At 39.5% G+C, this 26,577-nt stretch carries 17 protein-coding genes and 1 pseudogene; 10 read left to right on the top strand and 8 right to left on the bottom strand.

All coding sequences use genetic code 11. The features are described 5' to 3' along the window. Nucleotides 1-885 precede the first annotated feature (885 nt). From IJS99_09990 to raiA, 5 genes are all read left to right on the top strand, one after another. Nucleotides 886-1,296, top strand: coding sequence for a hypothetical protein (locus IJS99_09990; GenBank protein ID MBQ7562137.1), 411 nt, complete (start codon nt 886-888; stop codon nt 1,294-1,296). Between the two features lie 229 nt (nt 1,297-1,525). Then, entirely contained in the window at nt 1,526-2,785 is a 1,260-nt protein-coding gene (locus IJS99_09985; protein ID MBQ7562136.1) for a transposase, read from the top strand. Between the two features lie 103 nt (nt 2,786-2,888). Continuing rightward, entirely contained in the window at nt 2,889-8,093 is a 5,205-nt protein-coding gene (locus IJS99_09980) for a hypothetical protein (protein MBQ7562135.1), read from the top strand. Nucleotides 8,094-8,440: 347 nt separating this feature from the next. Next, nucleotides 8,441-9,508, top strand: coding sequence for a hypothetical protein (locus IJS99_09975; protein ID MBQ7562134.1), 1,068 nt, complete (start codon nt 8,441-8,443; stop codon nt 9,506-9,508). Between the two features lie 45 nt (nt 9,509-9,553). Continuing rightward, nucleotides 9,554-10,087 carry a ribosome-associated translation inhibitor RaiA gene (gene raiA, locus IJS99_09970; GenBank protein ID MBQ7562133.1) on the top strand — a complete coding sequence of 178 codons (534 nt, stop codon included), beginning with the start codon at nt 9,554-9,556 and terminating at the stop codon, nt 10,085-10,087. Between the two features lie 58 nt (nt 10,088-10,145). Here the strand turns inward: raiA and IJS99_09965 are convergent, their stop codons facing one another. Continuing rightward, the gene (locus IJS99_09965) at nt 10,146-10,514 is read right to left on the bottom strand and encodes an acyl-CoA thioesterase (GenBank protein MBQ7562132.1); all 369 of its coding nucleotides are present in this window, start codon (nt 10,512-10,514) and stop codon (nt 10,146-10,148) included. Between the two features lie 160 nt (nt 10,515-10,674). On the opposite strand from IJS99_09965, the gene IJS99_09960 reads away from it, so the two are divergent. Next, nucleotides 10,675-12,099, top strand: coding sequence for a S8 family serine peptidase (locus IJS99_09960; protein ID MBQ7562131.1), 1,425 nt, complete (start codon nt 10,675-10,677; stop codon nt 12,097-12,099). A 468-nt stretch (nt 12,100-12,567) separates the two neighbouring features. On the opposite strand, the gene IJS99_09955 is transcribed toward IJS99_09960, so the two are convergent. The 7 genes and pseudogenes from IJS99_09955 to IJS99_09925 all read right to left on the bottom strand — a co-directional run bounded on the left by IJS99_09955 (nt 12,568) and on the right by IJS99_09925 (nt 18,533). Then, entirely contained in the window at nt 12,568-13,410 is an 843-nt protein-coding gene (locus IJS99_09955) for a hypothetical protein (GenBank protein ID MBQ7562130.1), read from the bottom strand. Between the two features lie 115 nt (nt 13,411-13,525). Beyond that, nucleotides 13,526-14,254, bottom strand: coding sequence for an ABC transporter ATP-binding protein (locus IJS99_09950; protein MBQ7562129.1), 729 nt, complete (start codon nt 14,252-14,254; stop codon nt 13,526-13,528). Then, a complete protein-coding gene (locus tag IJS99_09945; GenBank protein MBQ7562128.1) occupies nt 14,255-15,127 on the bottom strand; it encodes an ABC transporter ATP-binding protein in 873 nt (290 codons plus the stop codon). Next, nucleotides 15,107-16,108, bottom strand: a pseudogene (locus tag IJS99_09940) (branched-chain amino acid ABC transporter permease). Before IJS99_09940 ends, IJS99_09945 begins: the two are co-directional and overlap by 21 nt. Then, on the bottom strand, nt 16,108-17,004 hold the full coding sequence (locus IJS99_09935; protein MBQ7562127.1) for a branched-chain amino acid ABC transporter permease: 897 nt from the start codon (nt 17,002-17,004) through the stop codon (nt 16,108-16,110). The pseudogene IJS99_09940 and the gene IJS99_09935 overlap by 1 nt, the downstream one beginning before the upstream one ends. Before the next feature lie 111 nt (nt 17,005-17,115). Next, nucleotides 17,116-18,246 carry an ABC transporter substrate-binding protein gene (locus tag IJS99_09930; protein ID MBQ7562126.1) on the bottom strand — a complete coding sequence of 377 codons (1,131 nt, stop codon included), beginning with the start codon at nt 18,244-18,246 and terminating at the stop codon, nt 17,116-17,118. Nucleotides 18,247-18,311: 65 nt separating this feature from the next. Then, nucleotides 18,312-18,533 carry a hypothetical protein gene (locus IJS99_09925; protein MBQ7562125.1) on the bottom strand — a complete coding sequence of 74 codons (222 nt, stop codon included), beginning with the start codon at nt 18,531-18,533 and terminating at the stop codon, nt 18,312-18,314. 241 nt (nt 18,534-18,774) lie between these two features. Here IJS99_09925 and IJS99_09920 point away from each other — a divergent pair, with 241 nt between their 5' ends. The 4 genes from IJS99_09920 to IJS99_09905 form a co-directional block, all read left to right on the top strand. Beyond that, the gene (locus IJS99_09920; GenBank protein MBQ7562124.1) at nt 18,775-22,884 is read left to right on the top strand and encodes a putative Ig domain-containing protein; all 4,110 of its coding nucleotides are present in this window, start codon (nt 18,775-18,777) and stop codon (nt 22,882-22,884) included. A 175-nt stretch (nt 22,885-23,059) separates the two neighbouring features. Next, nucleotides 23,060-23,944, top strand: coding sequence for a YitT family protein (locus IJS99_09915; protein ID MBQ7562123.1), 885 nt, complete (start codon nt 23,060-23,062; stop codon nt 23,942-23,944). Nucleotides 23,945-24,109: 165 nt separating this feature from the next. Beyond that, the gene (locus tag IJS99_09910; GenBank protein ID MBQ7562122.1) at nt 24,110-25,603 is read left to right on the top strand and encodes a hypothetical protein; all 1,494 of its coding nucleotides are present in this window, start codon (nt 24,110-24,112) and stop codon (nt 25,601-25,603) included. 91 nt (nt 25,604-25,694) lie between these two features. After that, the coding region (locus tag IJS99_09905; protein MBQ7562121.1) for an MBL fold metallo-hydrolase at nt 25,695-26,577 on the top strand (883 nt) is incomplete at its 3' end.

Genomic DNA, 26,577 nt, shown 5'->3' with positions numbered 1-26,577 from the left:
TGCCTTAAAAAATTACCCCGGCTTCAAAACCGGGGAGCTAGTCCGGACGGGGCTAGTATCCTTAAAAGAAAGGAGAAACACTTCAAATGTCTGACAACATTAGAAGGATTCAACTGAGCTTCAGATTCAGATTAGGGCGTTTGCTTATGTCCTTAGGGTTTAAGTATAGCTCTGAATCTAGTAAGAAGCCCAAAACGAAACCCAATAAGCGTTAGTTATTAACTCGTTAAGAGTCGGGAATCTTCCCGGCTCAAATATTATTATATATCAACTCCGCAAAAATTTCTCTTTATGGCTGCTTATTAATACTATGCTATAATTTTTCAAACCGTTATTGCCGGAGCATGATAGAGTACCGCCGCAGTACATCAATGCCTTAAAAATTACCCCGGCTTCAAAACCGGGGAGGACTCATTCTGGCGGGATGAGTGCTTCTGTTAAAGGAGGTGAACTCAATGCTTCGACGCGTTAAGGCGTTTTGTCTCGGGTTTTGCATCCAAGTAGGCCGATGGATAATACGCTTCTCGATCAAATTCAACTCCACTGTCGAACGGGTTAATGACCCAAAGTAGACAACACTTAATTTAACGGTAGAGCTGGGAATTTCTCCCGGCTCAAATTATTTGTTATTATAGCAGAAAAATTTTTAGCGCAATGACTCGTGAATGCGAATATATTTTCATGACAAGAAAATTTTATCCTGCAAAATATATTATTACTCGTAAAAAAATTTATTTCTCATTATTATCATTATCACGCAAAAAATTCTCTATAACTCTTTCACTCATCAATAAATAATAAAATTTCCTGTAGCTGTAAATGTAGCTGTAAATATGCTATAATCTCTCATAAATGATATTAATCTAAATCAGGAGGGTAATATTTATGGCTCATATTTTAAAGCGGAAAATTAATAATGTCATCTACATATATCAAGAAAAAAGTTATCGCGACAAACTCGGCAGACCAAGAACTAAGCAAAAATGTTTAGGCAAATTAGACAGTAAAGGCGTTCTTATATTATCGCGCAAAATAAACCCGGAGAATTTACCCGGCACTATAACGCAATATATAATAATCACTAAAAAATTTCGCATTAAGGCAATAACTGACACTCGCAAAGAAAATAAACAAGTTAAGCCGCAATCTCTCACAAAGCCTCACAAGACCGCGAATATATCACGAACTATACACGTAAATTCACACAGGCCGCAAAAATTTTTTATTGCCAGCATAAACCGGCCAAGTTTGCAATATTTCTGTAATTTTCCGCGTCTGATTCCTATGAAATCATGATAAAATTTCTAGCAAATCTCGTAAACGCTAAAGATTCACTAATAAAGCACCGAGATTATAAGCAGCAAGTCAGTAACTTGTGAAAATCTTATGTAGAGAGGGTGAAATCAATGCCGGGATTTGAAGGCTTTACGTATCATGACAATTTAATAATTTCGTGCCCATATTTCGGCATGGAAGGAAGGAAAATTTTATCGCTCGATTCATTTATTGCCGGAGGTGTTAAAGCATGAAAAAATTTAATCGCGGGTACTGGGACGAGACATGTGCGCATTTATCGCGTTCTTTATGGCTGCCTCGTGATGAGATTTTAGACTCGCTCAACAATGAATCTTCTAATTACATATACTCAAATATAAATAATTCTTGGTTCGAGTCTGAGTGTCATTATCTCCCGTTTAACGCAGCTTATAAGACAACGCAGAAGATTCGCCTTTACCCTGACTCAAGACAGCAGGATATATTAAATCAATGGCTGGGCACTGCTCGTTACATGTTTAATCGCACGATTGAATTTCTTTCAAGCGGCAATAATTCGGACTGGCTAGAGATTAAACGCTCGTTAATGCAAGATTTACCGGAATGGGCGCAGAATGTTCCCTCACAGATTAAATCTTTCGCTGTTCATGATGCCTATATGACTTCACGACACAACGGGGGCGCAAATTTCAGAGCCAGACGAGACGCAAAGCAAACTCTTGAGATTCCTAAATCATCAGTGAATAATCGCGGCATTTATACGCATTTCTTAGGGAATATGACTCATTCGGGAGAAATTCCCAAGCCCGACGGAAATTGCAAACTCATTTATGAATCTGGGCAATGGTTTATCTGCGTACCCGTAAAAATTTCTATTGCGTCCGATAAGCAAGGGCGCGCGGTCTCTCTTGATCCGGGCATTAGAAATTTCATGACGTTCTACAGTCTTGACTCGTGCGGCAAAATCGGCCGTAATGCTTTCTCAAAAATTTACAGTCTGTGCGTTTATCTCGATGATTTATATTTCAGAATGTCGCAGGCAAATCACAGGCAGCGCGTAAAAATGAAGAGGGCGGCAGAGCGGCTTTACTGGAGAATCATCAATCTCACTGACGAGTTAACCCGTAAGACTGCATTATTCATCGTTAAAAATTTTGATGTTATAGCACTTCCGGAATTCAGGCCGGACATAACAGGAAAATTTTACTCGCGCACGGTGAGAGAAGTAATCAATCGGGCTCACAGGGGATTCCATGATTTCATCAGGACAAAAGCCGAGCAGTACGGACGGAAAATTATCGCGCAAAATGAAGACTGGACCTCGCAAACATGTTCATGGAACGGCGAAATAAAGTCTCCGGGTAAGAAATTTATTAGAGACGGCAATATCAAACTAGACCGTGATTATAACGGTGCGCGGGGAATATTTCTCCGGGCTTTGCGAGAATCCGCCATCCCTCACAATAGGGGTGCTACGCCTGAATTATTTAATCAGTGTCAGGCCGAATGATTCAAAACTTAACAAAATTTTTTAATCGCTTAACGGAAAAGGGACAGAAATTTTGATAACTGTTCGGAATACGGAAATTTTTATACAAGGAGGTTAATTTTACATGAAGAAACGCATATTTAGTCTATTTTTTGTATTGTGCTTTATGCTGACGTGTTCGGCTGCATGGGCGAAACTCCCAAATGCCTTATGTATTCTCGAGTCTGATACTGAAGGCAAAGCGGCAGATGGATATGAATATACTTCTGTAGTTAATGGTACTACAGAATTACCTGATGATTTTAATGGAATAACGTTAGGTTATGGTAATTCTAACGGTGCTTTGGCAGCATGTTATATATCCATAGGTGCAGCTGCAATTGCAAACAATCAACCTCTACAAACTGCTGATTACTCTTTAGGAAACGGCCTTACTGTTTCAGTAACACAGACTGACGCAAATCATGCCGTTCTTAAAATAACCGGTACTCCAAATAAAGTAGGGTCAGTATCTTTTGTAGTTACAAGATCCAGCCAGACAGGTACAGTAAAAAACACGGCAAGCGCAACACTTAAGGTTAAGGTGACTAATGCCCCCTCAACAAGTGCACCTACAATCTCTAACCCTACAATGCCTCAAGTTGTTCACGGGCGTGCATTCAGTGCTACAATAACAGCAACGGACAATTATGACGTAGACGAAGGCGAGTATGTAAATATTTCGATCGTTGATCCTGATGAGATTGAGAACGATGATGACAGCGTAGTTTACTTATCAAGTGAAGAACTCTCGGGAACTTACGGAATCACAGCAGAAATGAGCGGCGACAGTACATTAGTTCTCGCAGCTGATAAAGTAGCGTCTCCTACTCCCATTGATAAGACTGTTAAATTCAGGGTCTCGACCTACAACGACTACACAAAAACTGAGGAATACGCAGAAGCACACGACGGCTCGACAGTTGTTACAAGGGATTTCACGCTGAAATTTACGGCCATTGCTCCGAAAATTGAATCCGTTCATGTTGCTAGTATAGACGCAAAGAAATTATCAGGGACTGATCTCGGCACATATCCTATTACTATCGAAGACAGCGAGACAGAGGACGAATCTGTCAAGGGCGAGAAAATCAAGAAAAAGGCCGACGAGGAAACACCTGCTGTCAGAATTTACTTCAAGACTAACAAGACAACAGCAATTCCTGAAGCTGAAGAATCAGAGGAGATTCTCAAAATTGATACTATCCCGGCTGGACTCACGTTCACGCTTGACGAGACAAATACTACAGTTAGCGATAATCTTACTGTAAAAATTACTGAATTTGTTTACGTACTTGAAGGAAACCCGACAGAATCAGGGACATTCAATATCACTGTAACGCCGTCAAATACTGTTTATAACGTGAAGAACAACGGGACAAAATACACATTAACAGTCCTTGCTGCTCCCAGTATAAAGAGTCCTACGCTCGAAAAAGGACTTACTGCTATGACTTTCGGCAAAACATACTCCGGCACATCAATAACATTAGACGGCGGAAATAAGAGTCACCCGGCTTCAATTTTGAAAGCTGAGGTCATGGGCGATGATGGGAATACTTCCCTGCCTTCATTCTTGAGCATATCGTCAAATAAACTCACAGGCACATTTAACACTTACGCTCATGTTAGTGCGCTTAAGACGGCACTTGGAGCTGATGATGATGTAGTAGACGGATTTGGCGATAACGAGTCTGTAACTCTTAATTTAGAGTTTACTCTTAGCTGTGATGTCTTCCCGGCGGATACAATCCCGACAGTGTCGCGCAGTATCACAATTAGCACTGTAAAGCCGGCATTCGAGAATACCAGCAAGAACCAGAAATCAGCACAGACTAAGATAGATAATGCTAAATTAGCGGCTGGTAGTGCAATAACTGCTACTATTGAACTTGAGGCATCAGCACCCGGCAATATCGTATGGAGTTATGACAAGCTGCCCAATGGTATTGAACTTGTTGACGCTAGCGACGAAGATAATACGGCTGACACTGAAACGAAGACTTTAACGCCGACAAAGAGTAGTCTTAAATCGACCGTAAAAATTACCGGAACTCCTTCAGCACCGGCCAAGAGTTACTCTACTACAATCAGAGCACATAACGGCGCAGGACATACTGATGTTAAATTGACATTCAATATTTCAGCTCCGACTCCTGTGATTGCTTATAAGGTCAAGAGCGGCAATGACTATGTCGAATATGATGAGGACGAAGGGACTCCTTTCTCTGGTGACTTAAAGGTCGGCGATACGCTTGATATACTCGTCTATAATGCTGATCCAAATTCAGGTGCTACAAAGTTCTCTGCTAAGGGACTTCCGGGCGGAATTACTCTCAAGATGAGCGGCGACAGAGAAGCTAAAATCTCCGGAACATTCACAAAATCTGCTACAAACTCAACTGTAGAGATTACAGCACAGGATCAGGACTCATCAGCTAAGCCGTCTGCAACAGCAAAACTCACGGGCGTTAATGTATATGCCGTACCGACGATTAAGACAAGCAAGCTCAATGATTTAACGATCGGCAAATTCGACACCGTAACAGTTACCGGCGAAGGTGCACAGGAGTGGAGAGTCAGTCTTCCGAGTGTAGAAGCATACGACAACGCAGCAGAGATAGACGGCGAAACGACTTTAACAGGCCACACAGCTATAACATCTGCGGATGCAGTAACTAACACTAAGGGTGTTCTTGAGCTTAAATTAGGCAGAAAGATTGAAGTAGCTGCAGGAGAGCAAACTGTTAGAGTATGGGCACATAATGTTGCCGGCACTGTCAGCAAAGATTTGACGTTCAAGATCAAGGGCGATAAAGTCAAGATCACGACCTCAAAAATTGACAAACTGACAACGGCAGAAGGCTCTGTAACAATCGAGGCTACAGGTTCTCCTACTATAGAGTGGGCAGCTTACATCAAGGCAAGCGACGCTAAAGCAGCAGGCTTTAATAACGGCGAGCAAATTGACTTAAACAAGAATTCAGCAGAAGATGTAACTGGATTTGGCCTCAAAATGGGCAGCGACTCCGGTGAAAATATTACAATCACTAAGATTGCAGATACTCCTTTACACAAGGGCATTAAAGTAACTGTCTCGGCAGATAACGGACTCGGCGCAGCGACAAAGACATATACAATCGTTGTTGATGGAATATCTCCCGTGTGGCTGTCAGGCGATATTGATAGTGATAGTGCTGTTGACGTATCCGGCAAGACACTCGGAAGCGGCACTAAGGGCAAATCAGAAGTTGAACAGACTTTGATCACATACAATCTTGATGAAAACAAAGCTAACTTTGTTGATTTGAATGTTTCAGGCGATTTACCGCTGGAAATAACTTATGGGACTCTTCCTGGTGGAATAAGTGTAGCTATAACTTCATCGGAAGCAAACCCGAATCCCAATGTTAAAATTTCTTACACGGCCGCAAATAACAGTAACAAGAAACCGGGCTCAAATAAAATTGCATTCACGGCAAAGAATACCGCAACAGGTAAGAGCGAAAAGGTCAACGTACAATTGACAGCCCAGCAGAAGCCGAATATCGGCAATAAGACAACTCTTGCAGCTGGTAAAACAATACAGACAGGCAAGAAATTAAGCCTTAAGGGAACTCTTGACCCTGCAGACAAGACGGCGACATGGGCAATCTCAAGTGGTGATATACCGTTAGGAATAGAGTTAAACGCTGACGAGATTAAATCTATATTCGGTATCACAATGGATCCTGTAAAGGGGACACTCACAGGAACTCCTGAGAAAGTTACAAGTAAGGACACCGGCGGCGCGGACTTCATGAATATTTGGATCAATGTCTCCAACGATGCCGGCGAAGATAATGCACTCGTAAAAGTTAAGATTACAGGCAGCAAACCGAAACTTGACAGCAGCACGAAGCAATTTACATTGACGCGTGATCTCGACGTTACAGCCGCGGCCAGCAAAGTTATGAGTGAAGATTTACGCACCATAAAGGCTCAGGGCATTGCAAGTCTTGACATGAAGATGACACTTGATACTGCGGAAAATACGAAATTAAAAGCGTTAGGTTCGTCTATGGCGATAAGCACAAACGGAGTAATCACCGGAACCCCGGATAAAGGCACTAAGGGACAAACTATAAAGGTTTCAGCTGATCACTTCGGAGCGACGGCATATCTCAGCGTTAAAATTATCGTCTTAGATCCTATAGCACTCTTGAGTCCTGACAGCGGCTTGACTGTTCCTGTAACAATTACGGGCGAACTTAACGATAAATACAAAGTCAATGAGGCTGTAACAGTAGAGAATATCAAGCTCGTACTTGATAAAGAGGCTACTGATGTCCCGACCTGGAAGATCGTAACGAAACCTGACAGCAGAGTTACTCTCAAGATTACAGAGAAGGCTAAAGATAGCGTAACGTTATCGGCGACTCTCAAGAAGAACGCAATGCCAATGAAGAGCGACGGTAAGTATTTATCAAAGATACATACGTCATTCAAGGTCTCGGCAACGAATAAGAGCAATAAGCACGTATCAATGTCTGATCCGATCTCGATTGATATTGTATTCACTGGTGCCGATGATCTAGTCGATCCAGATGATGAAGATCCTGACACTGAAGAAGACAAGATAGACGAAGAGACTGCAGAGTTACACGAGACTGATAAGAAGACTGATGAGCTTGTCGAGGAAGAACTCACGAAGGAACTCGGCGAGGGCGATCTCTCAATCGGTGCAGAGAGAACAGACTCGGCACTCACTGACGAGCAGAAGGCAGCAATCAAAGCAGAAGGCTACATGATCGCAGCAATTCTTCCGGAAATTTCTGCAACAGTTGACGGACAATATGGACTCGAAGTTGATTTACTTGCAGATGTACCGGCAGGCTCTGAATTAAAGTGGCTGGCTTACCCGCAATCACCTGCGGCACCTTCTGAAGATGACGAGATAGCGGACTTCTTTGACATTGACGGCGCAGACACAACAACCGTCCCGGCAGATCACATTGTATTAGTTTACCCGTGGCTCCGTGAAGGCGTGAAATATGCTCCTGTTATTGTCGCGAAAGTCAGCGAGGCAGCACCCGGCGATGTTGTCAGCGAAGAAGGACTCGATGAAGCAGTCGAGAAAGCAAAAGAAGGCGAAGAGTCCACTGAAGAAATAGTACTTGATGAAGAAGGCAAGACTACGGAAGCACCCGCAGAGAATCAAGAGACTACAACAGAGACTCCAGCCGAAGAAGAGCCAGCTAATGACGAATCAAAACCTGAAGAGACTTCAACAGAGGCTCAATCAGAATAATTCAGACTTTAGCAATTAATTAACACATCTCCCGTCAATCACGGCGGGGGATTTTTTTTTTGCTTGACATTTACGGGCGGTTATGTAATGATTCACTCGTTTTGAAATTTTGTTAATTGGGAGAAAATTTTTACAGTGCAAAAAGTAAGACTCAATACAACCGAATATTTTAGCTTTAATTTTAGCTGCTGGTATTGGTATTATCAGGAGCTTAATTTGATTCGGCTGAGTCAGTGAGTATAAAGCACTTAATAAATTTTTTAGGACAATCAAAGAAATTTATCACCTTCTGAACAGTCGAATGCTCGGAGGGTGATATTTTTATATGTAGGGGAGTGAAGTATTAAATGCCTGCATCACTACGAATTAACACATTAACAGGAAATTATACGGTCAAGATTCAAAGAGGTTTGACGGGTCGGCTCGGACTTGAGACTCTAAGAATCTGCGCGGAAAAATACAACGAGATAGCATTAATAACTGACGAAAATATTTCGAGCTTATATTTACAGCGCGTAATAACAAATTTTCAGGAATGCCCTAGACCTGAAGGAATGAAGCTCAGAATCTGCGAATTACTTGTAAAACCTGATCAGCCCATCACGAAAATTTTTGACGATATGGCAGGGCTTGGCCTTAGTGATAAATGCTGCGTTATTGCACTGGGCGGGATGAGCGTTTGCAGTTCGGCGGCCTTTGCGTCAGGCTGTTATATGCACGGAGTAAAAATTATATTTGTCCCGACTACTTTGCGCGCCATGATTGAGACTTCAGTGGGAGGCCGGGCGGATTTAAATTTGACTTCAGGCTATCATATTGCAGGAATAACCCATCAACCCGCGCTAGTTCTTTGCGATCCCGACTGTCTAGCAACACTCCCGGAAAAAGAATATAAATCAGGTATTGCCGAGTCCCTAAGTATTGCTATAATGACAGGCAGTGAAATTCTGCGGTTTTTTCTGAATCAGTCAGATTTACGCGTAAATATAGATCGAGTAATAGACGCTTGTATAAAATTTCGCATGGAATGTTTTGACGAGGGCGGAAATAAAAGATTTCAGAATACAGCGCGCGCAATAGGTAACGCAATAGAGAGATTTTCAGGCGGACGTGTGAGTCATGATATAGCAATTTCTCAGGGTGCAGCAATAACAGCTAAGGCAGGCGCAAAACTTAAAATCTTCAGCGAGAATATATCAGCAAGAATCATAAACGCATTAAAATTAAATAATTTGCCGGTGAATTATATGGGAGATTTGAAAGCTGAAATTATTTCACGAGAAATTATGCGGGCTTCAAAGGCTCATGATAACAGCATAAAATTTGCTTTGCCTATTGATAACGGAAATTATATTTTGCGCGAAATGAATTTACACGAGCTAGAATCATTTATTTATGCAGGCATTAAGGTTTAAAATGTAATATAATACTATCAAATATTTTCAGGAGGTGCTGCAATCATGGAAATTCGCTTTGTACAGCGCGGAGCTGAAATCGATGACAAGCTCAGGGAATATATGGAGAAAAAGATTTCCCGCATGGAAAAATTTTTCAGGAAGATTCTTAACTGTCAAATCGTCGTGTCTCATCACAAGGGCAGCTTCAACGTAGAGACTACAGCAAATGCAAACGGAGTAATTTTGCGGGCAGAAGAAGACGCTTTAGAACCGAGAAAAGCATTTGACCAGTCTTTAAAGAATCTTGAGCGCAGAATCAAGAAATATAATTCTTATCTCAAAGACAGAGCACAGCTCGGAGCAGGTGAAGATTTTTCCTTCAGTCTTGATGAAGTCCCCGAACCTGACACAAATACGCCCGTAATCGACAAAGTTAAGAAAGTCCAGATTCACCCAATGGACACAGCCGAGGCAATTATGCAAATGGAACTCGTCGGACATGCTTTCTTTATGTTCCAGAATGCAGAGACGGGAGAAATTAACGTAGTCTATAAACGCAAGAGCAGCGGTTACGGTTTATTAGAGCCGATAAGCTAGTTTTACGCAAAAAAAAATTATTCCCCTCTGGTCATTCACGGCCGGAGGGATTTTATTATTATGATTCATATTTGCTTAATAGTTCATTGAGCCATGACTCGAGCGCGTTGCCATCACGTAATAATTTGCCGTCTTTGGAAGTGAAAGCGTGTTTTGTGTAACCTTCTGCGGCTAATTTATTAGAGTTCGCATTAAAAATTTTGCATGAAAAAGTTACGCTAACCCGTGAAAGTTTTGATATAGTCGTCTCGATTATAATTTCGTCCTCATAAAAGAGTGATGATTTAAATCTGCAATGAGCTTCTACAACTGGGAGTAATATTCCCTCGTCTTCCCAGAGTGCGAAACTTTTGCCGTTTGCCCTGCATAAATCGCTCCGTCCCATCTCGAACCAGTTAAAATAATTTGCGTGATAGGCGACTCCCATTTTGTCGGTCTCTGAATATCTGACTCGGGTGCGTGTTAATTGCTTGAATTCCTGCAAGTTTATAGCCCTCCTGACTTAAATAATGAATATAATATCATAATTAATTCAGTGTATAATCATTTAATAAACAGGAAAATTTTATTATTTGGAAGTGTTTATTATGCGGAAAATTTTATTTGCTTTACTTCTCGTGTTAATAGTGAGTTCGCCCGCCTTATCAGGAAATTATTATAAAGATGGTGAAGTGTTAGCAGTCTTCAGAGTTCCCGACGGCCTGCAAATTTCTGAATCCGGTGCAAGAGTCGCAAATATTGCCGCGTCAGTTAATGCCGGTATAGCAGAAAATTATGAGACTCTTTCTGAAGTTGACGGACAAATTTTTGTGTTAATACGTTCAGAAAATAAGACGACTCAAGAATTAATTGACTCGTTAAAAGCAAATCCGGAAGTTATAAGCGTCTCACCTAATTATTATATTTATTCAAGTGAAATTATTATCCCTAATGATCCTAGTGTTGATCAATGCTGGGGACTTGATAAGATTCGCGCGCCTGAAGTTTGGCCGAACACAACAGGGAACAAAAATATTTATGTCTGTGTGATTGATTCGGGAATGTATAAGCACCCTGATTTACTCGAAAATATTTCGCTTGATTTATGTCAGAATTTCGCAACAGTCAGCGGCGAACATGATTTAAATTTTACAAGCTGGGACGTTGACAGGATAGCACACGGGACTCACGTTTCAGGCACTATCGGAGCAGTCGGCAATAATAATATCGGGGTCGCCGGAGTAAACTGGCAAGTAAACTTATTTTCTGTCAGAGTCTTTGACGACAACGAATACGAGACAATAAGCAAAGAAATACGGGCAATAAATTATATTATCTCAATCCTGCAAAAATATCCTGATTTAAAACTTGCCGCAATAAATATGTCTCTCAGCGCATGTTTACCCGTAACGCCCGAAAAAATGTGCGATGATGTTTATTATATGGCATTCAAGGCACTTGATAATTTAGACAGGACTCTAGTAATTGCCGGTGCTGGTAATTCAGGACTCGAAATAAACAAGCCTGCTCCGTTCGATGATCCTACAAGTGCAAATGATTTTAAGACAGGGGGATATTTTTATCCGGCAAATTTCACGGGACTTAAAAATTTTATAACTGTCTCAGCAATTGACTCAAGTGATTTAGCAGCACATTTTACTAACTGGGGAGAAAGTGTCGATATTTCTGCTCCCGGAGTAGGAATCTTAAGCACTTATTCACCGCTCGCAAATAATAGACTTTATAGAGTCTTAAGCGGGACATCAATGGCAGCACCTCACGTAACAGGAGCAGCAGCTTTATTATTATCGGCATTTCCCGACGCTACACCTCAGCAAATAAAATCGGCCCTGCTTAATGGAGCTGACAAAGAAATAAATCCCCTTGTGTATCCGTATGATTATTCAGTAAAACTTAATTTGAGGGCAGCAATAAATAGAATTGACTCGCAAATAAAATCAGGAGACATTCCCGCAGAGTCAAGAGATATACAAATCCAGCTCGTTGAAGATAATAATATTTATAGAGCATAACGGAGGGATTATCGGGGTCGTAATAAGTACGTTGATAAGGGTTATCAGGAAAATACGCCCATTTACTATACTCATTTGAATGGAAACTCCCCAGTTTAAATTTTATATATAAATGTTGGGGGCTATATGTAACACAAGCAAGTTTTTTATTGTTACTGAGATCTAGTTCAGCCATATTATTATTATTGCAGTAAAGATCTTCTAAATTTACGTTACGGCTTACATCCAAGTATTTGATTTTATTATAAACACAGTTTAGATACTTTAAATTTACATTGCAGCTTACATCTAAATTTTTGAGTTTATTACCGCCACAGTGTAACTCTTTTAAATTTACGCTGCGGCTTAAATCTAAGTATTTAAGTTTATTTCAATAACAATTTAGATATTTTAATGCTCTGCAATTATCAATGATGAGTTGTGTTAATGTGCTGTTACCACTCAAATTAGGTCTAATATCAAGAGATACTAAATTATATTATTGCTCAGGTCTAATACATCTAGACTTGTGCTTATACACTGCAAATATTGAAGATTTATATTATTACTAAGATCTAAGTTTTGTATGCTATTATGACTAATATCGAGATGAGTTAATTTTTTATTATTACTCAGATCTAATTTTGTTATTTTGCTGTAATTACATCCTAAAGATTGAAGCTCTGTATTTCTGCTCAGATCTAAGTTATCTAAATTGCCTCTATTATAACAGCTACTATAACAGTTACAATATAAGCCTTGAAGTTTTATATTATTGCTAAGATCTAAATGATTTAAATTACGACTAACTATGCTTAATTTTATGAGTTCCTTGCTGTTACTTAAATCTAAGTTGCTTATCTCATGTACTTCTAAACTTAAATATTGAAGTTTTTTGCAGTTACTTAAATCCAAGTTGCTTAATTTTGCATATAACTCTAAATATTGAAGTTCTGTGCAGCCGCTTATATTTAACTCTATTAGATTAGTGCTACTTGTTCTAAGTTCTTTAAGTTTTGTATTACGACTGACATCTAATTTTGTGAGATTGGGGGAGGTACCAGTACTTAAATATTCAAGATTCGTAAAATATTCAATGCCTGCAAGACTTAGCACATCATAACCTCCTTCAGAGATAGATCTTACTGCTGCAATTTCTTTATCGCTCAATATGCCGTCTCCGTTCGAGTCAAAATATTTTACATATTCGCGAAAATGAGGATCAGGAAAATGCGCCGCATCAATACGAACAGACAAATTAGCAGCCCATACAGACGAATTTATAACTAAACTCAACGCAAGAATTAATACATAAACCGCAAATTTTCTCATTTAGACATTGCTCCTCTCTTGACAAAAATATATAGCCGTGAAGTGCATTTATTATAACAAAATGCCGAGCTGATTACTCAAACCCGGCAAAAAATTTATCATTTTACTTTATGACTTATCCGCCTAAATATGCCGCCTTGACTTCGGGATTATTCAAGAGTTCCGCGCCTGTACCTGATAGACTCACTGCTCCGACTTCTAAGACATATGCTTTATGAGCTATTTTCAGGGCTGCAAATGCGTTTTGCTCGACAAGTAAAATAGTTCGTCCCTGTGAATTAATCGTCTTGATTACCTCAAAAACTTCGTCTACTAGAATCGGCGCGAGTCCCAGTGAAGGCTCATCAAGCATCAACAAATCCGGACGACTCATTAATGCCCGTGCGACTGCTAACATTTGCTGTTCACCGCCTGAAAGAGTCCCGCCTTTTTGTTTGCGTCTTTCTTTGAGTCTCGGAAATAGTGAATATACATACTCTAAATCTTGCGCGATCCCCTGCGAGTCCTCACGAATATATGCGCCGAGATTCAAATTTTCCTGCACTGTCAAATGCGGTAGAATTCGCCGGCCTTCAGGACTTAGAGAAATTCCCAGCTTTACGTGATCTTCTGCGGGTTTGCCTATTAACGAGACTGCTTTATTATCACGCGGTGAATTATAAATTATTGTCCCGTCATGAGCTTTAACGAGTCCCATTATTGCACGTATTACGCTTGATTTTCCTGCACCGTTCGCGCCTATCAGTGTAACGATTTCGCCGTAATTTATCTCAAGTGAGACATTTTTTACTGCGTGAATAGCACCGTAATTTACATTTAAATTTCTAACTGTCAAGACTCTCATTTATTCCCCGCTCCCTTCGTCAAAATCTGAAGCCCCCGCACCTAAATATGCCTCAATGACTCTGGGATTTGCCTTAATTTCCGCCGGAGTCCCTTTCGCAATGTGAACGCCCTGATCTAAAACTTGAATATAATCACATACATTCATTACGACCTTCATATCATGCTCGATTAATAATATAGTCAGGTCAAACTCATCGCGCAATTTCCTGATAAAATTCATTAACTCTTCACTCTCTTGAGGATTCATGCCCGCTGCAGGTTCGTCAAGCAATAAAAATTTAGGCTCTGTTGCAAGTGCCCGGGCAATTTCGAGTCTTCTCTGTGCTCCGTATGGAAGTGAAGAGGCTTTCTCATCGGCAAATTCAGCGAGTCCCAGCTGTGATAATAAATTCATTGCGCTTGCTTTAACGCTTGAGTCCTCCTGTATAACGTCCGTGAAAATAAACGGAGTCAGAGTCATCCACCATGAATATTTTTGCCTGATTCTCGCGCCTATCATGACATTCTGCAAAACTGTCTCATGCCCGAATAGTCTTATATTCTGAAATGTGCGGCTCATTCCGGCTTTGCAGACTTCATCGGGACTCAAGCCTCCTATTGACTTCCCTAAAAATTTTATGCTTCCTGAAGTGGGCTTGTAAAATCCGCTTATGACGTTAAATGCGCTTGTCTTGCCTGCTCCATTTGGCCCGATCAATCCCATTATTTGGCCGTGCTGTATATCAAAGCTCAAATTTTCTATTGCAGTGAGTCCCCCGAACTTCAGAGTCAAATTTTCAACTTCAAGAACTGCACCCGAATATTTATTTTCTGAGTCTTTGCGCTTGGCCTTACTCTTAGGAAATAATATATCCCACGAAAATTCACGCATTCCCATAATTCCTTCACGCCTGAAAATTATCACAACTATCAAGAGCAGCGAAAAAATTACCATTCTCATGCCGGGGATTCCGGGAATATTAAGACTCCCTATTGTAATAGGATTCTCGACGAAACGCAGCCACTCTAACATTGTAGTAACTAGTACAGAGCCTATTATTGAGCCGGTTATACTTCCAAGCCCTCCGACTACTATAATCATTAATATATTATACGTCTGAGTTATCATAAACATTCGCGGGTCTATAGTCGTTATCAAGTTGCCCATCAATGCACCGCCGAGTCCAGCTCCGAAACATCCCAGTGTGAAAGCTAAGACTCTGACTCTAAAAGTATTAATTCCCATCATACGGGCAGCAACTTCATCATCACGCACAGCACGTAAAACGCCCCCGAAATTACTACGCAGCATACATACTAGACAAAGCAAAACTATTGCTAAACAAGTCCAGCTCATAAATAAAGTAGTATAAGCCGGAATCCCCTTAAGTCCGAGCGAGCCATTTGTGAGTCTTGCTGAATTCGTGATTAATATTCTTATAATTTCCGCAAATCCCAGTGTAGCAATTCCTAGATAATCACCGCCGAGCCTCAATACAGGCAAAGCAACGAGCCACCCGAAAAACGCAGCAATTAACCCCGCTAAAATTATTGAGACAATAAAAGGCGTGTTCACATTCAGGAGCCACGGATAAATATCTTCTAAAATCCACATTGACTCTTTCTGAGCAGGCGACAAGACTAATAAAGCTGACACATACGCCCCGATCGCCATAAAACCAGCGTGGCCAAGTGAAAACATTCCGGTAATGCCATAAATTAAATTTAGACTCAGTGCGAGAATTGCATTTATTGCTATTAAATTTAATATTCTCTGCCAGTAGCCGTTAAGTAAATCCGGTGCTTTATCGAGAAATAATGCAAATAATATTACGCTTATTATAGTGAGTAATAAATTTCTTATTTTATGCATTATATTTTATCCTCCAGTTTCTCGCCTAATAAGCCCGTCGGCCTGAATAATAATATCAGGATTAAAAGCAAAAACGCAAATGCATCTTTGTAGCCTGACAGAGTCGGGAAGAATGCTACTGACATGATTTCGACAAAGCCCAGAATCAGCCCGCCTATCATTGCGCCCGGAACTGACCCGATTCCGCCGAATACTGCCGCGATAAATGCCTTAATTCCCGGAGTCATTCCCATAAAAGGCTCAACACGGGGATAACGCAAAGCCCACATTATGCCGGCAACTGCTGCCAAAGCTGAACCGAGTCCAAATGCAAGAGCTATAATTTTATTCACAGAAACGCCTAACATTCTAGTCGCCTCAATGTCGAACGAAATAGCACGCATAGCAAGCCCCGGCTTTGTCCTATAAAGCAGCCATAATAACGCGCCGACTAAGATAAACGCAACAACAGGAACGAGAATTCCCAAGGGAATCACGCGAATATCACCGGATAATATTATAGGAGTCATTAAAATTTTAGGCTGTACAACTGGGCGGGGCATTCCTGTAAAGACAACTACGGCGAAATTTTCTATAAAGAATGATACTCCGATTGCGCTTATTAGTGCGGAAATTCTGGGAGCTTCTCTCAATGGCTTGTAAGCAATTCTATCAACTAAGAGCCCGCATATAGTCGTCAAAATTATAGCAATTACTACACCTACAGCCCACGGCAAAGCATACACAATCGTAGCAAAATATACAAAATATGCTCCTAACATGAAAATATCTCCGTGTGCAAAATTTATTAAACGCAAAATCCCGTATACCATTGTATAGCCGACTGCAACGAGCCCATATAACGAGCCTAGACTCAACGCATTAATAAAATGCTGCACAAATATATTCAGATTCAAATTTACACGACCTTTCACGCAAATATATATATATAATAAAGGAGAAGGATATTTATTTACCCTTCCCCCCTAGAAATTTGCAAGTTAATTATTATTACAGGTTACAGGGCTTTATACTTCAGGTTTAACTATTCCGATAAAAGTTTTCTTGCCATCGCGAATCTCAACAATTCCCATATCTTTCTCTGCGTCATGAGTCGCGTTTATCGTAGTCATTCCTGTAACTGTAGGAAGATCTTTAACTGTTTCGAGTGCATCGCGAATTTTTGCGGGGTCAGTGCTTCCTGCTCTCTCGATTGCGTCCTTCAACATGATATAACAGTCATAACCGAGCGCGCAATTTACGTTAGGGGCTTTGTCAGGGTGAATCTTATTCCATTCTTCAGTGAAGGCCTTTGCTACCGGATTCATTTCGGGCATTGAAGGATCATACGCAAATGTAGTGTGTAAGAAACCTTCTACAGCATCGCCGCCGAGTGTTACAATTTCGGGGTTGTCCATAGCGTCCGCACCGATAAATTTAAATTTTGCGCCGAGTTCCTTTGCCTGCTTTAACACAATAGCACCCTCTGCAAAATATGCCGGTAAGAATACGACTTCAGGATCTGCCGCGATAAGAGCTGTTAACTGCGCTGTAAAATCCGTGTCGCCCGTCTGATAGTTCAAATTAGCAACAACTTGGCCGCCCATTTTCTTGAATGAATCCCTGAAAAACTTCCCGAGCCCTACGCTGTAATCATTAGAAATGTCGATTAAAGTCGCCGCTCTCTTTGCGTTTAAATTCTTAAATGCGTAAGTTGCTGCCCCTGCGCCTTGAAATGGGTCAATGAAGCATACACGGAAATAAAATTTTTTGCCCTGAGTTACAAGCGGATTAGTGCATGAAGTCCCGATTACGGGAATCCCGGCTTTCTCGGCAACTTCTCCGCCTGCCATTGCTAGGGACGATCCATAAGTGCCGATTATCGCATTAACTTTGTCATTCTCGATCAGGCGTGTTACTGCGTTTGCTGCTTCTACCTTGTCGGACTTATTATCGACTATAACAAGCTCCACTTTTTTGCCGGCTATTTCAGGAAATAAAGAATGCGCTAATTGAGTCCCCTCAAGCTCTAACTGACCGCCGAAAGCATTTTGACCAGTCAAGCAATTGAATATACCGACTTTGATAATCTCATCATCAGCAAATGCAGCACTGCAAAGCATACATACAAGAATTAACGCCGCTAAAATTTTACGCATGATAACAACTCCCTTATAAATAATAAATAAATCTAAATGTGAAATATTTAAAAAATTATATCACGCTATAAAATTTTCTTGATAGATAATATTACACAAAGCAAAATTAACGCGCATATAAACGAATAATTTATATTACAGCCGCCCCCGCCGCTACCTGAGAAATAATTTATTGGCTCATTATTATTAAATTCTGACTCTAAAATGTCATAAGCTGCTTTAACGTCAAGAAATCCATTTTTAGAGACTCGCCCGGTTCCGTCAAGTGATTCATAAGGGGCAAACATTTTTTTGATTCTATAGCTATTACTATTGCAGTGCTAATTTATTTCAATATGTAAAAAATTCAAATAATCTTATAAAAGCATTAAGAACTTATGGTGCTCCTTAGCTTTTCGCGATGGTGGTATCTATTCAGATAAGATTAGAAATATATTCTTTTACGAATACGATGTACATTCACCCATATTACACTATAAGTATAATGTGGATATATATAGAGATTTAATAAATGATGCTAATAATAATATGATAGTGAATATTTGCATTGATAATTCTGATAACGACGAAATAACCCCTCACCCTGCGCCTCCTTCACCGCCGACTCCCGCAAATATGCAAGTTGACGTACTCGGACAAGGTAAAGACACTGATATACTAATTGCCGGCATGAATGAAAAAATGTATTTTGACTCAAATGGTTATCAAGTTGACGAGAAATATATACGCAATCGTTCTTACAACACATACGGCAAAAAGGGACTGACAGCGGACGGAAATACGCGCTTAATTTTACGAGTTCAGACAAATAAACCCGGCTATGTGTCATTTAATTTTGATGAAGATTTCGGCGCAACTTTTGAGTCTCTTGCATATCGCACTAACATGTTTACGACTGCAAAAATTTCGACTACTTATTTAGACGATAATAAATATCAGGCTTCAGCTGTCTTAATAGCTCCTGAGAGATTCCCAGAAAATAAAAATTTTCCGTCTGACTCGTTCACTGTCAAAGTAAAATTTGAGGCTGATGACGGCACAACATCAGAAGAAAATATAAATCTTACAATTGAGGCTGCACCTGTCATGTTAATTCATGGTATGTTCAGTAATTGCAATGAGACTTTTAATATAGGCAAAAATAAGGGCGTTTGGCATGAACTCGTTACTAAAGGCTATAAAGTTTATTCATGGGACTATTTTAATATAGATCCTCCCAGTAAAGTTTTGGCACGGGATTTTAACGGATTATTCAGAACATTGACGAAAATTTTTGCTGAATACTCAGCGAGAAAAATTGCATGTACAAGAACTGATATAGTAGCTCACGGAATGGGCGGACTAATGGCGCGAAAATTTTTGCACAAACCTTCAGGAGAAATACTTGACGACGGCAATAACTGGACAAAACGTTCATATAAGCAGGGAGCTATAAGACGAGTTATAACTATTTTAACACCTCACAGGGGGAGTCCGTGGGCTGATATTTTGTGTTCGGATAATAACCGCGATAAACTTCTTGATTTATTAAATAATCCTGCATTAATTGATCCTGCTTTCAAAATATTTATAGCGACAATTTTAACGAGTAATATAATACTCAATCAAACGGGATTAAGTGAGCTTCAGACAAATATAAATCGTGATTACGGATTTCCTGAAAATGTGCCGATGTACGCAATCTATGGAGATATACGGGGGACTCTCACAAGAAAATCTATATGGGAACTTTTCAAATTCGGATGGAGTAAAGGCGATAATATTAATATTGACGCTGTAGAATTCACGGATTTAGAGTCCGTTGCTTTATTTCATATACCGAGAGCAATAAAAAAATATATTCCCAAACTGGCCGGAAAAATGAACGCCGCAATTTTCATAATTGATAATATACTTCCATTCATGAAAATATTTTCATATGTTGCAGCAAATGTAATTTTTTCAAGTCAAGCACACGACACAATAATATCCGGAACAAGTGCAGCGGGGGATTTCGCCGGACATAGCAGTGTATACGCTGATGATTTATTAAGTCCGTTAGAAGAAACGCTATTAAAAATAGATCACGGGCACTGGGAAATTTGCAAACAAAGAGATGTAGGCTGCGAGGTAGCATTACTCTTGAAAGGCAGTAAAATCAGCTTTAAAACTTTCGGAGCGGGTGCAAATGCTTTAAAATCATCAAAATCAACAATCAGCAAAATATTAGCAGCAAAACAAAATATAACGACAGGAAAATTTAACTTTATAGACGGACTTACACTAAAAGCAGAACCGGCAGTATTTAAACTTTCTGAGAGAAATACTCAAATTGTAAATCTCACAGTAACAAGTCAAGTATCTATATCGCATGATATATATTTCTCTATTGTGAACGGCGGAAATTTTAATCTTTTCACGATTCCTGCTAATGGCAAAAGCAGCACAAAATTTGAAGCAAAAATTAAATTTACAAGTCAGGATACAGGAATGATAAATATTTCTTGTTTCTCGCAAAATCCTAATAATTCAGACGGAACAAGCATGTATATTTCAAATGTTGTGCAGGTTGTTGCGCTTAATGATTTAAATAATATAAATATAGTCAAACTTGATTTTAATGGAGATTCAACACTTTATACAAATAAGGACTCAGAGACTCCCGCGGGACTCTACGCAATTGACGAAAACGGGAATTATTACGATATATCATCGCCATTAAACGGCACTGAATGGACTTCAACGGAATTTGCAAAAGTCAACGATAACGGCTGTATTTATGGACTCAAGGAAGGTAGCACGACATTAACAGCAAAATTTAAGAATTTAACCGAGTCAATAAATATTACAGTCGGCCCCGCTATTGTTTATGATGATAATGAGTCAGACTTGCAAATTATAACGGAGTCTCTTGATAAAGCATTCACAGGGAAGAAATATAATTTTACTCTCAAAGCCTCAGAAAATAATATAAAATGGTCTCACACGGACGAACTTCCCCCGGGACTTGATTTTAACGAGTCTGGCATTATAAGCGGCATTCCTACGAAATCAGGCAATTATACATTTATTATTATTGCGTCAAACGGGACTGACTCGGCCTCGAAAAAATTTACTATTATTGTGAATGCGTCAGGAGCTTCACTCGAAATCACTACAATGACTCTTAAAAACGGGACTGACGGCAAAAAATATAGTTTTTCACTCAAGGCAAAAGGCGCAAAATCTTTAACATGGCAAGCTGCGAATCTTCCCGACGGCCTGGCAATTAACGAGTCAACCGGCAAAATTTCAGGCACTCCTAAAGAATACGGCAATTTTGAGAATATAATTATTACTGCCTCAAATGGGAATGACTCAATACAGAAAACTTTCTCGCTTGTAATAAATCCCGTCTTGCCTAAGTTCTCCGGGAAGTTACTAGCCGGCTACGTTTATAAAGAATATCGCTCATCACCGTTAAAAATTTCTAAGGGGTCAGAGCCTATCACATGGAGCATTAAAGAAATATTACCCCCCGGACTTGAATTTGATTCAGAAAACGGCATAATTTCAGGGACTCCGACTCAAGGCTTTAACGGCAAAATTACTATAATTGCTACAAATGCCGCCGGAGAATCTGCTAATAAATTAACGCTTAAGATAACAGCCGAGAAACCCGCAATAACTTCAATAAATAATTACGGACTCAAATCTGCAATAATCGGCGAAAATTATATAATTTCCTGCACAGGAACAGGCACGCCCCCTTTGAGCTGGGATTTTACGGGATTCCCTGAAGGCATGAGCTATGACGTAAAAACTGGTATTCTTTCAGGAATTATTAATCAATCAGGAAAATTCAAGATTAATATAAATCTCTCTAACAGTTCGGGCAAAACCGCAAAGAAAAAATTTTCCTTACAAATCTATAATCCGCCTGTAATTACAAGTGATTCACTTCCTGAAGCAATTTACAAGACAAAATATAATGCGATTCTCACAGCAACCGGCGACAAAACTATAAAGTGGCGCGCTGATAATCTCCCGGCAGGTTTAAAAATTTCTAGCAAGGGCAAAATTTCAGGGACTCCGACTGCGGCACCGGGGGAATATAATATTACTGTTACTGCTTATAATAGCAAGATTCCCGCTGAATATTCGCAACGTGAGACGAGTAAAAATTTTACGCTCATAATAAATAATAATCCTGACCCGAAAAAAGCATATATAACTCCGCAAAATTCAATTCTTGCAAATAATGACGAGTCAGAATCGGACTCAAGCTCAAAATTTGAATCAGAAATTATTAACGAGCCTGAAAAAATTATTAGCTCAAACGAGAATTTATTTATAGGCCCTGAACGTGATATTAATTCTATCAATATAAATATTTCTGATGATTATATAATTGCTGCTGTATTGCCTGAGATTCACGTTAATAAAAGCGGTCTCTATGAACTTGAAATCGAACTAGACGAGAACGCAGAAATTAACTCAAAATTATACTGGCTGGCATGTCCGCAAAATCATGAGCCTTCAGAAGATGACTCAATCGCTGAATTCTATAACGAATCAGGCCAAGAAATTTTTACAGTCCCGGAAAATAAATTAATTATTGTCTCTGCGTGGCTGAATAAAGATATAATTTATGCGCCTGTTATTCTTGTCAGCAAATAAATAAATTCGCCCGGCCTCCTGTTATGACACAATGGCAGGAGGTTATTTTTTCGCAAAATTTTTCGTAATATTTCATGCAAATTTTATAAAGCAAAAATATATCTGTGCTAATATTATTACACGTGCAAAATTATATTTTTATTTCAAGGGAGGAATCACCGCACGAATGAATAACATGAAAAAATTTTTCCGGGCATTCTTTGCCGTAATCTTTGACGCAATCAAACAGGACTGGAAGGGAGTACTTGTCATAATTTTCGCGAGTCTTCTTCAGGCCTTTGCTGTAAATTATTTCACACTGCATTATAAATTTCCTGATTTAGGCGTGTCAGGTATAGCAGTACTTACTAATTACATGTTTGGAATTTCGCCGAACTGGGTAATCTTGACCGGAAATATTTTATTAGTCATATGGGCATGGCGTGATTTGACAGTGAGATTTCTTGCTTTGACTTTAACGGCGATATTTACATTTTCGACGGGACTGCAGATTTTCGCAAATTTTCCGCTGCCTCTACCTGATGACAAATTCATGGCTACTGTTATTACGGGATTAATAAAAGGCTTTGCGGGCGGCTTGATGTTGAACGTTGGAGGCTCAGGAGGCGGGACAGATATAATTGCTGTTGCTTTGCGTAAACGACACGGAATAGAGATCGGCAAATTTTCTATAATTCTGAATCTCGTAATAATTTCGCTTTCAATAGGCGTTATAGGTCTTGAGTCAGCAGTTTACGGGATTGTCGGCTTATATGTGAACGGCGTTACAGTTGATAATATTACTCACAGTTTTGATAAACGCAAGCAGGCATTTATAATCACAAATATTCCCGACGAAGTAAGCAAATTCATAACTGATTTAGGCAAGGGAGTAACGAGACTTGAGGGTAAAGGAGGCTATACAGGCCAGCCCAGACCGGTTTTATTAACACTTTTAGAGCCCAGACATGTAATAATGCTCAAGCGTTTTTTACGTGAACATGATGATAAAGCATTTGTATCAATTTGCGACGCTTCAGAAGTATTAGGGCGGGGCTTTAAGAGTTGGAGGTCATTATAATAAAATATTCATGTAAAGGGGGGTAATAGATAAAATTATTAATTATTTACAGTCAGCCTTAACAAGAATAAATATATTATATATTACATAAAGGAGTGAAATAATAATCTGCTGCAAAAGTTAGGGCGGCTATAAAAATATATCTCGCAGCAGTATTTATAAATTATGAGTGATTTCAGCATAGGCAGCCTTCTTGATGACAGCAAGAGGGCATCTTTACAAAATTTTTCGGAGAATTTACCAACTACGGCGTTGAAATTGCCCACTGAGGCAGCACCGAGATCAAAACGGGATATAGTTTCAAGAGTTGCATACTTACTCGGCATTGATGATAGATATTTCGGACTTGGCCAGCTAGATAACATGAATCCGCAATTTTATCGCAGCGTCTATGAAGAATTAAATCAAGACAAGGAAGCTCGTATAGTTAGGCACTTATGCAGACTCAGAACAAAACTACAAAGAAATTTCCGCGATATTTACACCGAAATGAATTCAGATTTAAAGAATATAGACTCAATTCCTGATTTAGTCCCTCAAGATTCTTTGCAGGCTCTTGAGCAGGACGGGATCCCATTTGTCAGGGCAAAACGAAAACTTGAAGATTATATTGTCGATGTACATAATTATTTGATTCCTCATGTGCCTAACTGTCAAAAATTTCTCCCTGAATGGATCAAATGGAGCTATATTCGTAATATGTTCTTTATTCCTAAGGGTAATACTGTAGACGGCAATAAAGAAGCTGCGAGATCTTATAATGAATACAGGGATTTATATCCGTATCAGGCATTTATAAACTGGTACCCATCGGACGGAGACGGCAATATTTTAAGGGACGACGCGAAATTTTTGCCGATTTTGTACGAACGCAATCGAGATAGATTCTATGACATGAGCAAGGTAACAGACGCAGGCGACGCGGCACTCACTGACCCTGAAGAATTCTTTAAACGTTCAGAAAGAGTCATTATTGCTATAGACTGCGAAAACGCTGACCCGTGCAAAGTTATAGGCATAATTAAGGATTTAGACGCGAGGGGACTCACCGGCAAAATAGCAAAAATTTTACTCGTTGATGATGAGCATACTTCTTCACAATGGCGGGCATTGAGGCGCAACGAAAATTTACCGCTTGAATATTATTTGACTGATAGAGTCAAAGATGAGAAATCAGCCGTAGATGTTGCTTTGACAATAAAATTTTATCGTGAAGTCGCTCAAAACAAAGTAGAAGGCCACCCGATTGACTCTGCTGTGATAATTTCAAGTGATTGCGATTTCTGGCCTTTGATTGAATTAACGCCCGAATTAAAATTTTTAATCATGCTCGAATATGACAACTGCGGACAGGCTTATTATCAACGTTTGCAGAATAACGACATACCATTTTTCTATATAGACGAATATTTTATGTCAGGAAATGTCGAACTCAAAACAGAAGCAGTCTTACAGGAAGTTATACACGAAATCGAAGAAAATTATTTAAGCAAGTTAAATTTACTCTCTGTGATTAATAGGGCGTTGTCAAAACTTGATTTAAAGATGACCGATCAAGAAATTAGTCAGTTCCTAGAGAAATATATAACTATTATGAATGTAGGATTTGCCAAGAACGGCAGCGCAATACTTCAGAATAAGCCGACTTTGAAAGATTAAAATTTTGTGAGGGGAGAGTCATTTCTCCCTATTTTTATATCTCTAATTTATAATATGCTCATGAACTTAATTTCAAGAGGAAAATTTTTTCATGAATGAGAGAGAAATTTATTTTATGCCTTTAGGGGGAGGCCAGCACGTAGGAGCAAGCTGTTATTTTTTGAGGCTCGGAAATTCTAATATTATTCTGGATTCTGGAATTGGCACAAATAAAGGCTTAACGTTTGAACCTGATTTTATGCCGCTTCTAACGTCTGATCTTAATTTTTTATTGAGCTTGAATCAAATCGGCTATATTTTTATTTCTCATGCTCATACAGATCACACGGGTTATCTTTTAAAGCTCATGCAGTCGGCCTCAAATGCAGGTGTATATATGACAGCAGCTACAAGACTTTTAACAGAGTATCAGCTATATGACAAAAAATTTAATGATTTTGCTGCTATAAATAGGGAAGAACAAAGACTCGCAGCTCAATATTTATTACAGCGTATAACAGAAGTAAATTATATGCAGTCAAAAAAATTTAATGATTTCACAGTGTCATTTTTCCAAGCCGGGCACATTCCGGGTGCTATGATGACATATTTTGAGACTTCAAGAAAGAAAATTCTTTACACCGGCGATTATTCGCAGCATTCTACAGCTTTAACAGGAGGTTATATACTCCCGCAAAATTTGGAAGTTGACACTTTGATTTTATGCGGACTCCATGCAAAACAGCCCGATTATGTCAGATATTCTGATGATTTATATAAAAATATTGACGAAATTTTGTATTATGCCGCAAAGGGGCAAAAAGTTATATGCCGTTTATCGCAATTAAGCAAGGGAATAGAATTTATTAAGATCCTGAATTCAAAAAATTCTATTCATGCGCCTATTTTTATAGCTAATGAGACCATGAAAATAATTTCCGTCAGGGAAAGACTAGCAGAGCCGATCTTAAATATTGTTAATCACTCAATGAATA

Source organism: Synergistaceae bacterium, assembly GCA_017444345.1.
In the GTDB taxonomy this organism is placed as follows: Bacteria; Synergistota; Synergistia; order Synergistales; family Aminobacteriaceae; genus JAFUXM01.
This window is presented reverse-complemented; position numbering and strand designations above follow the sequence as displayed.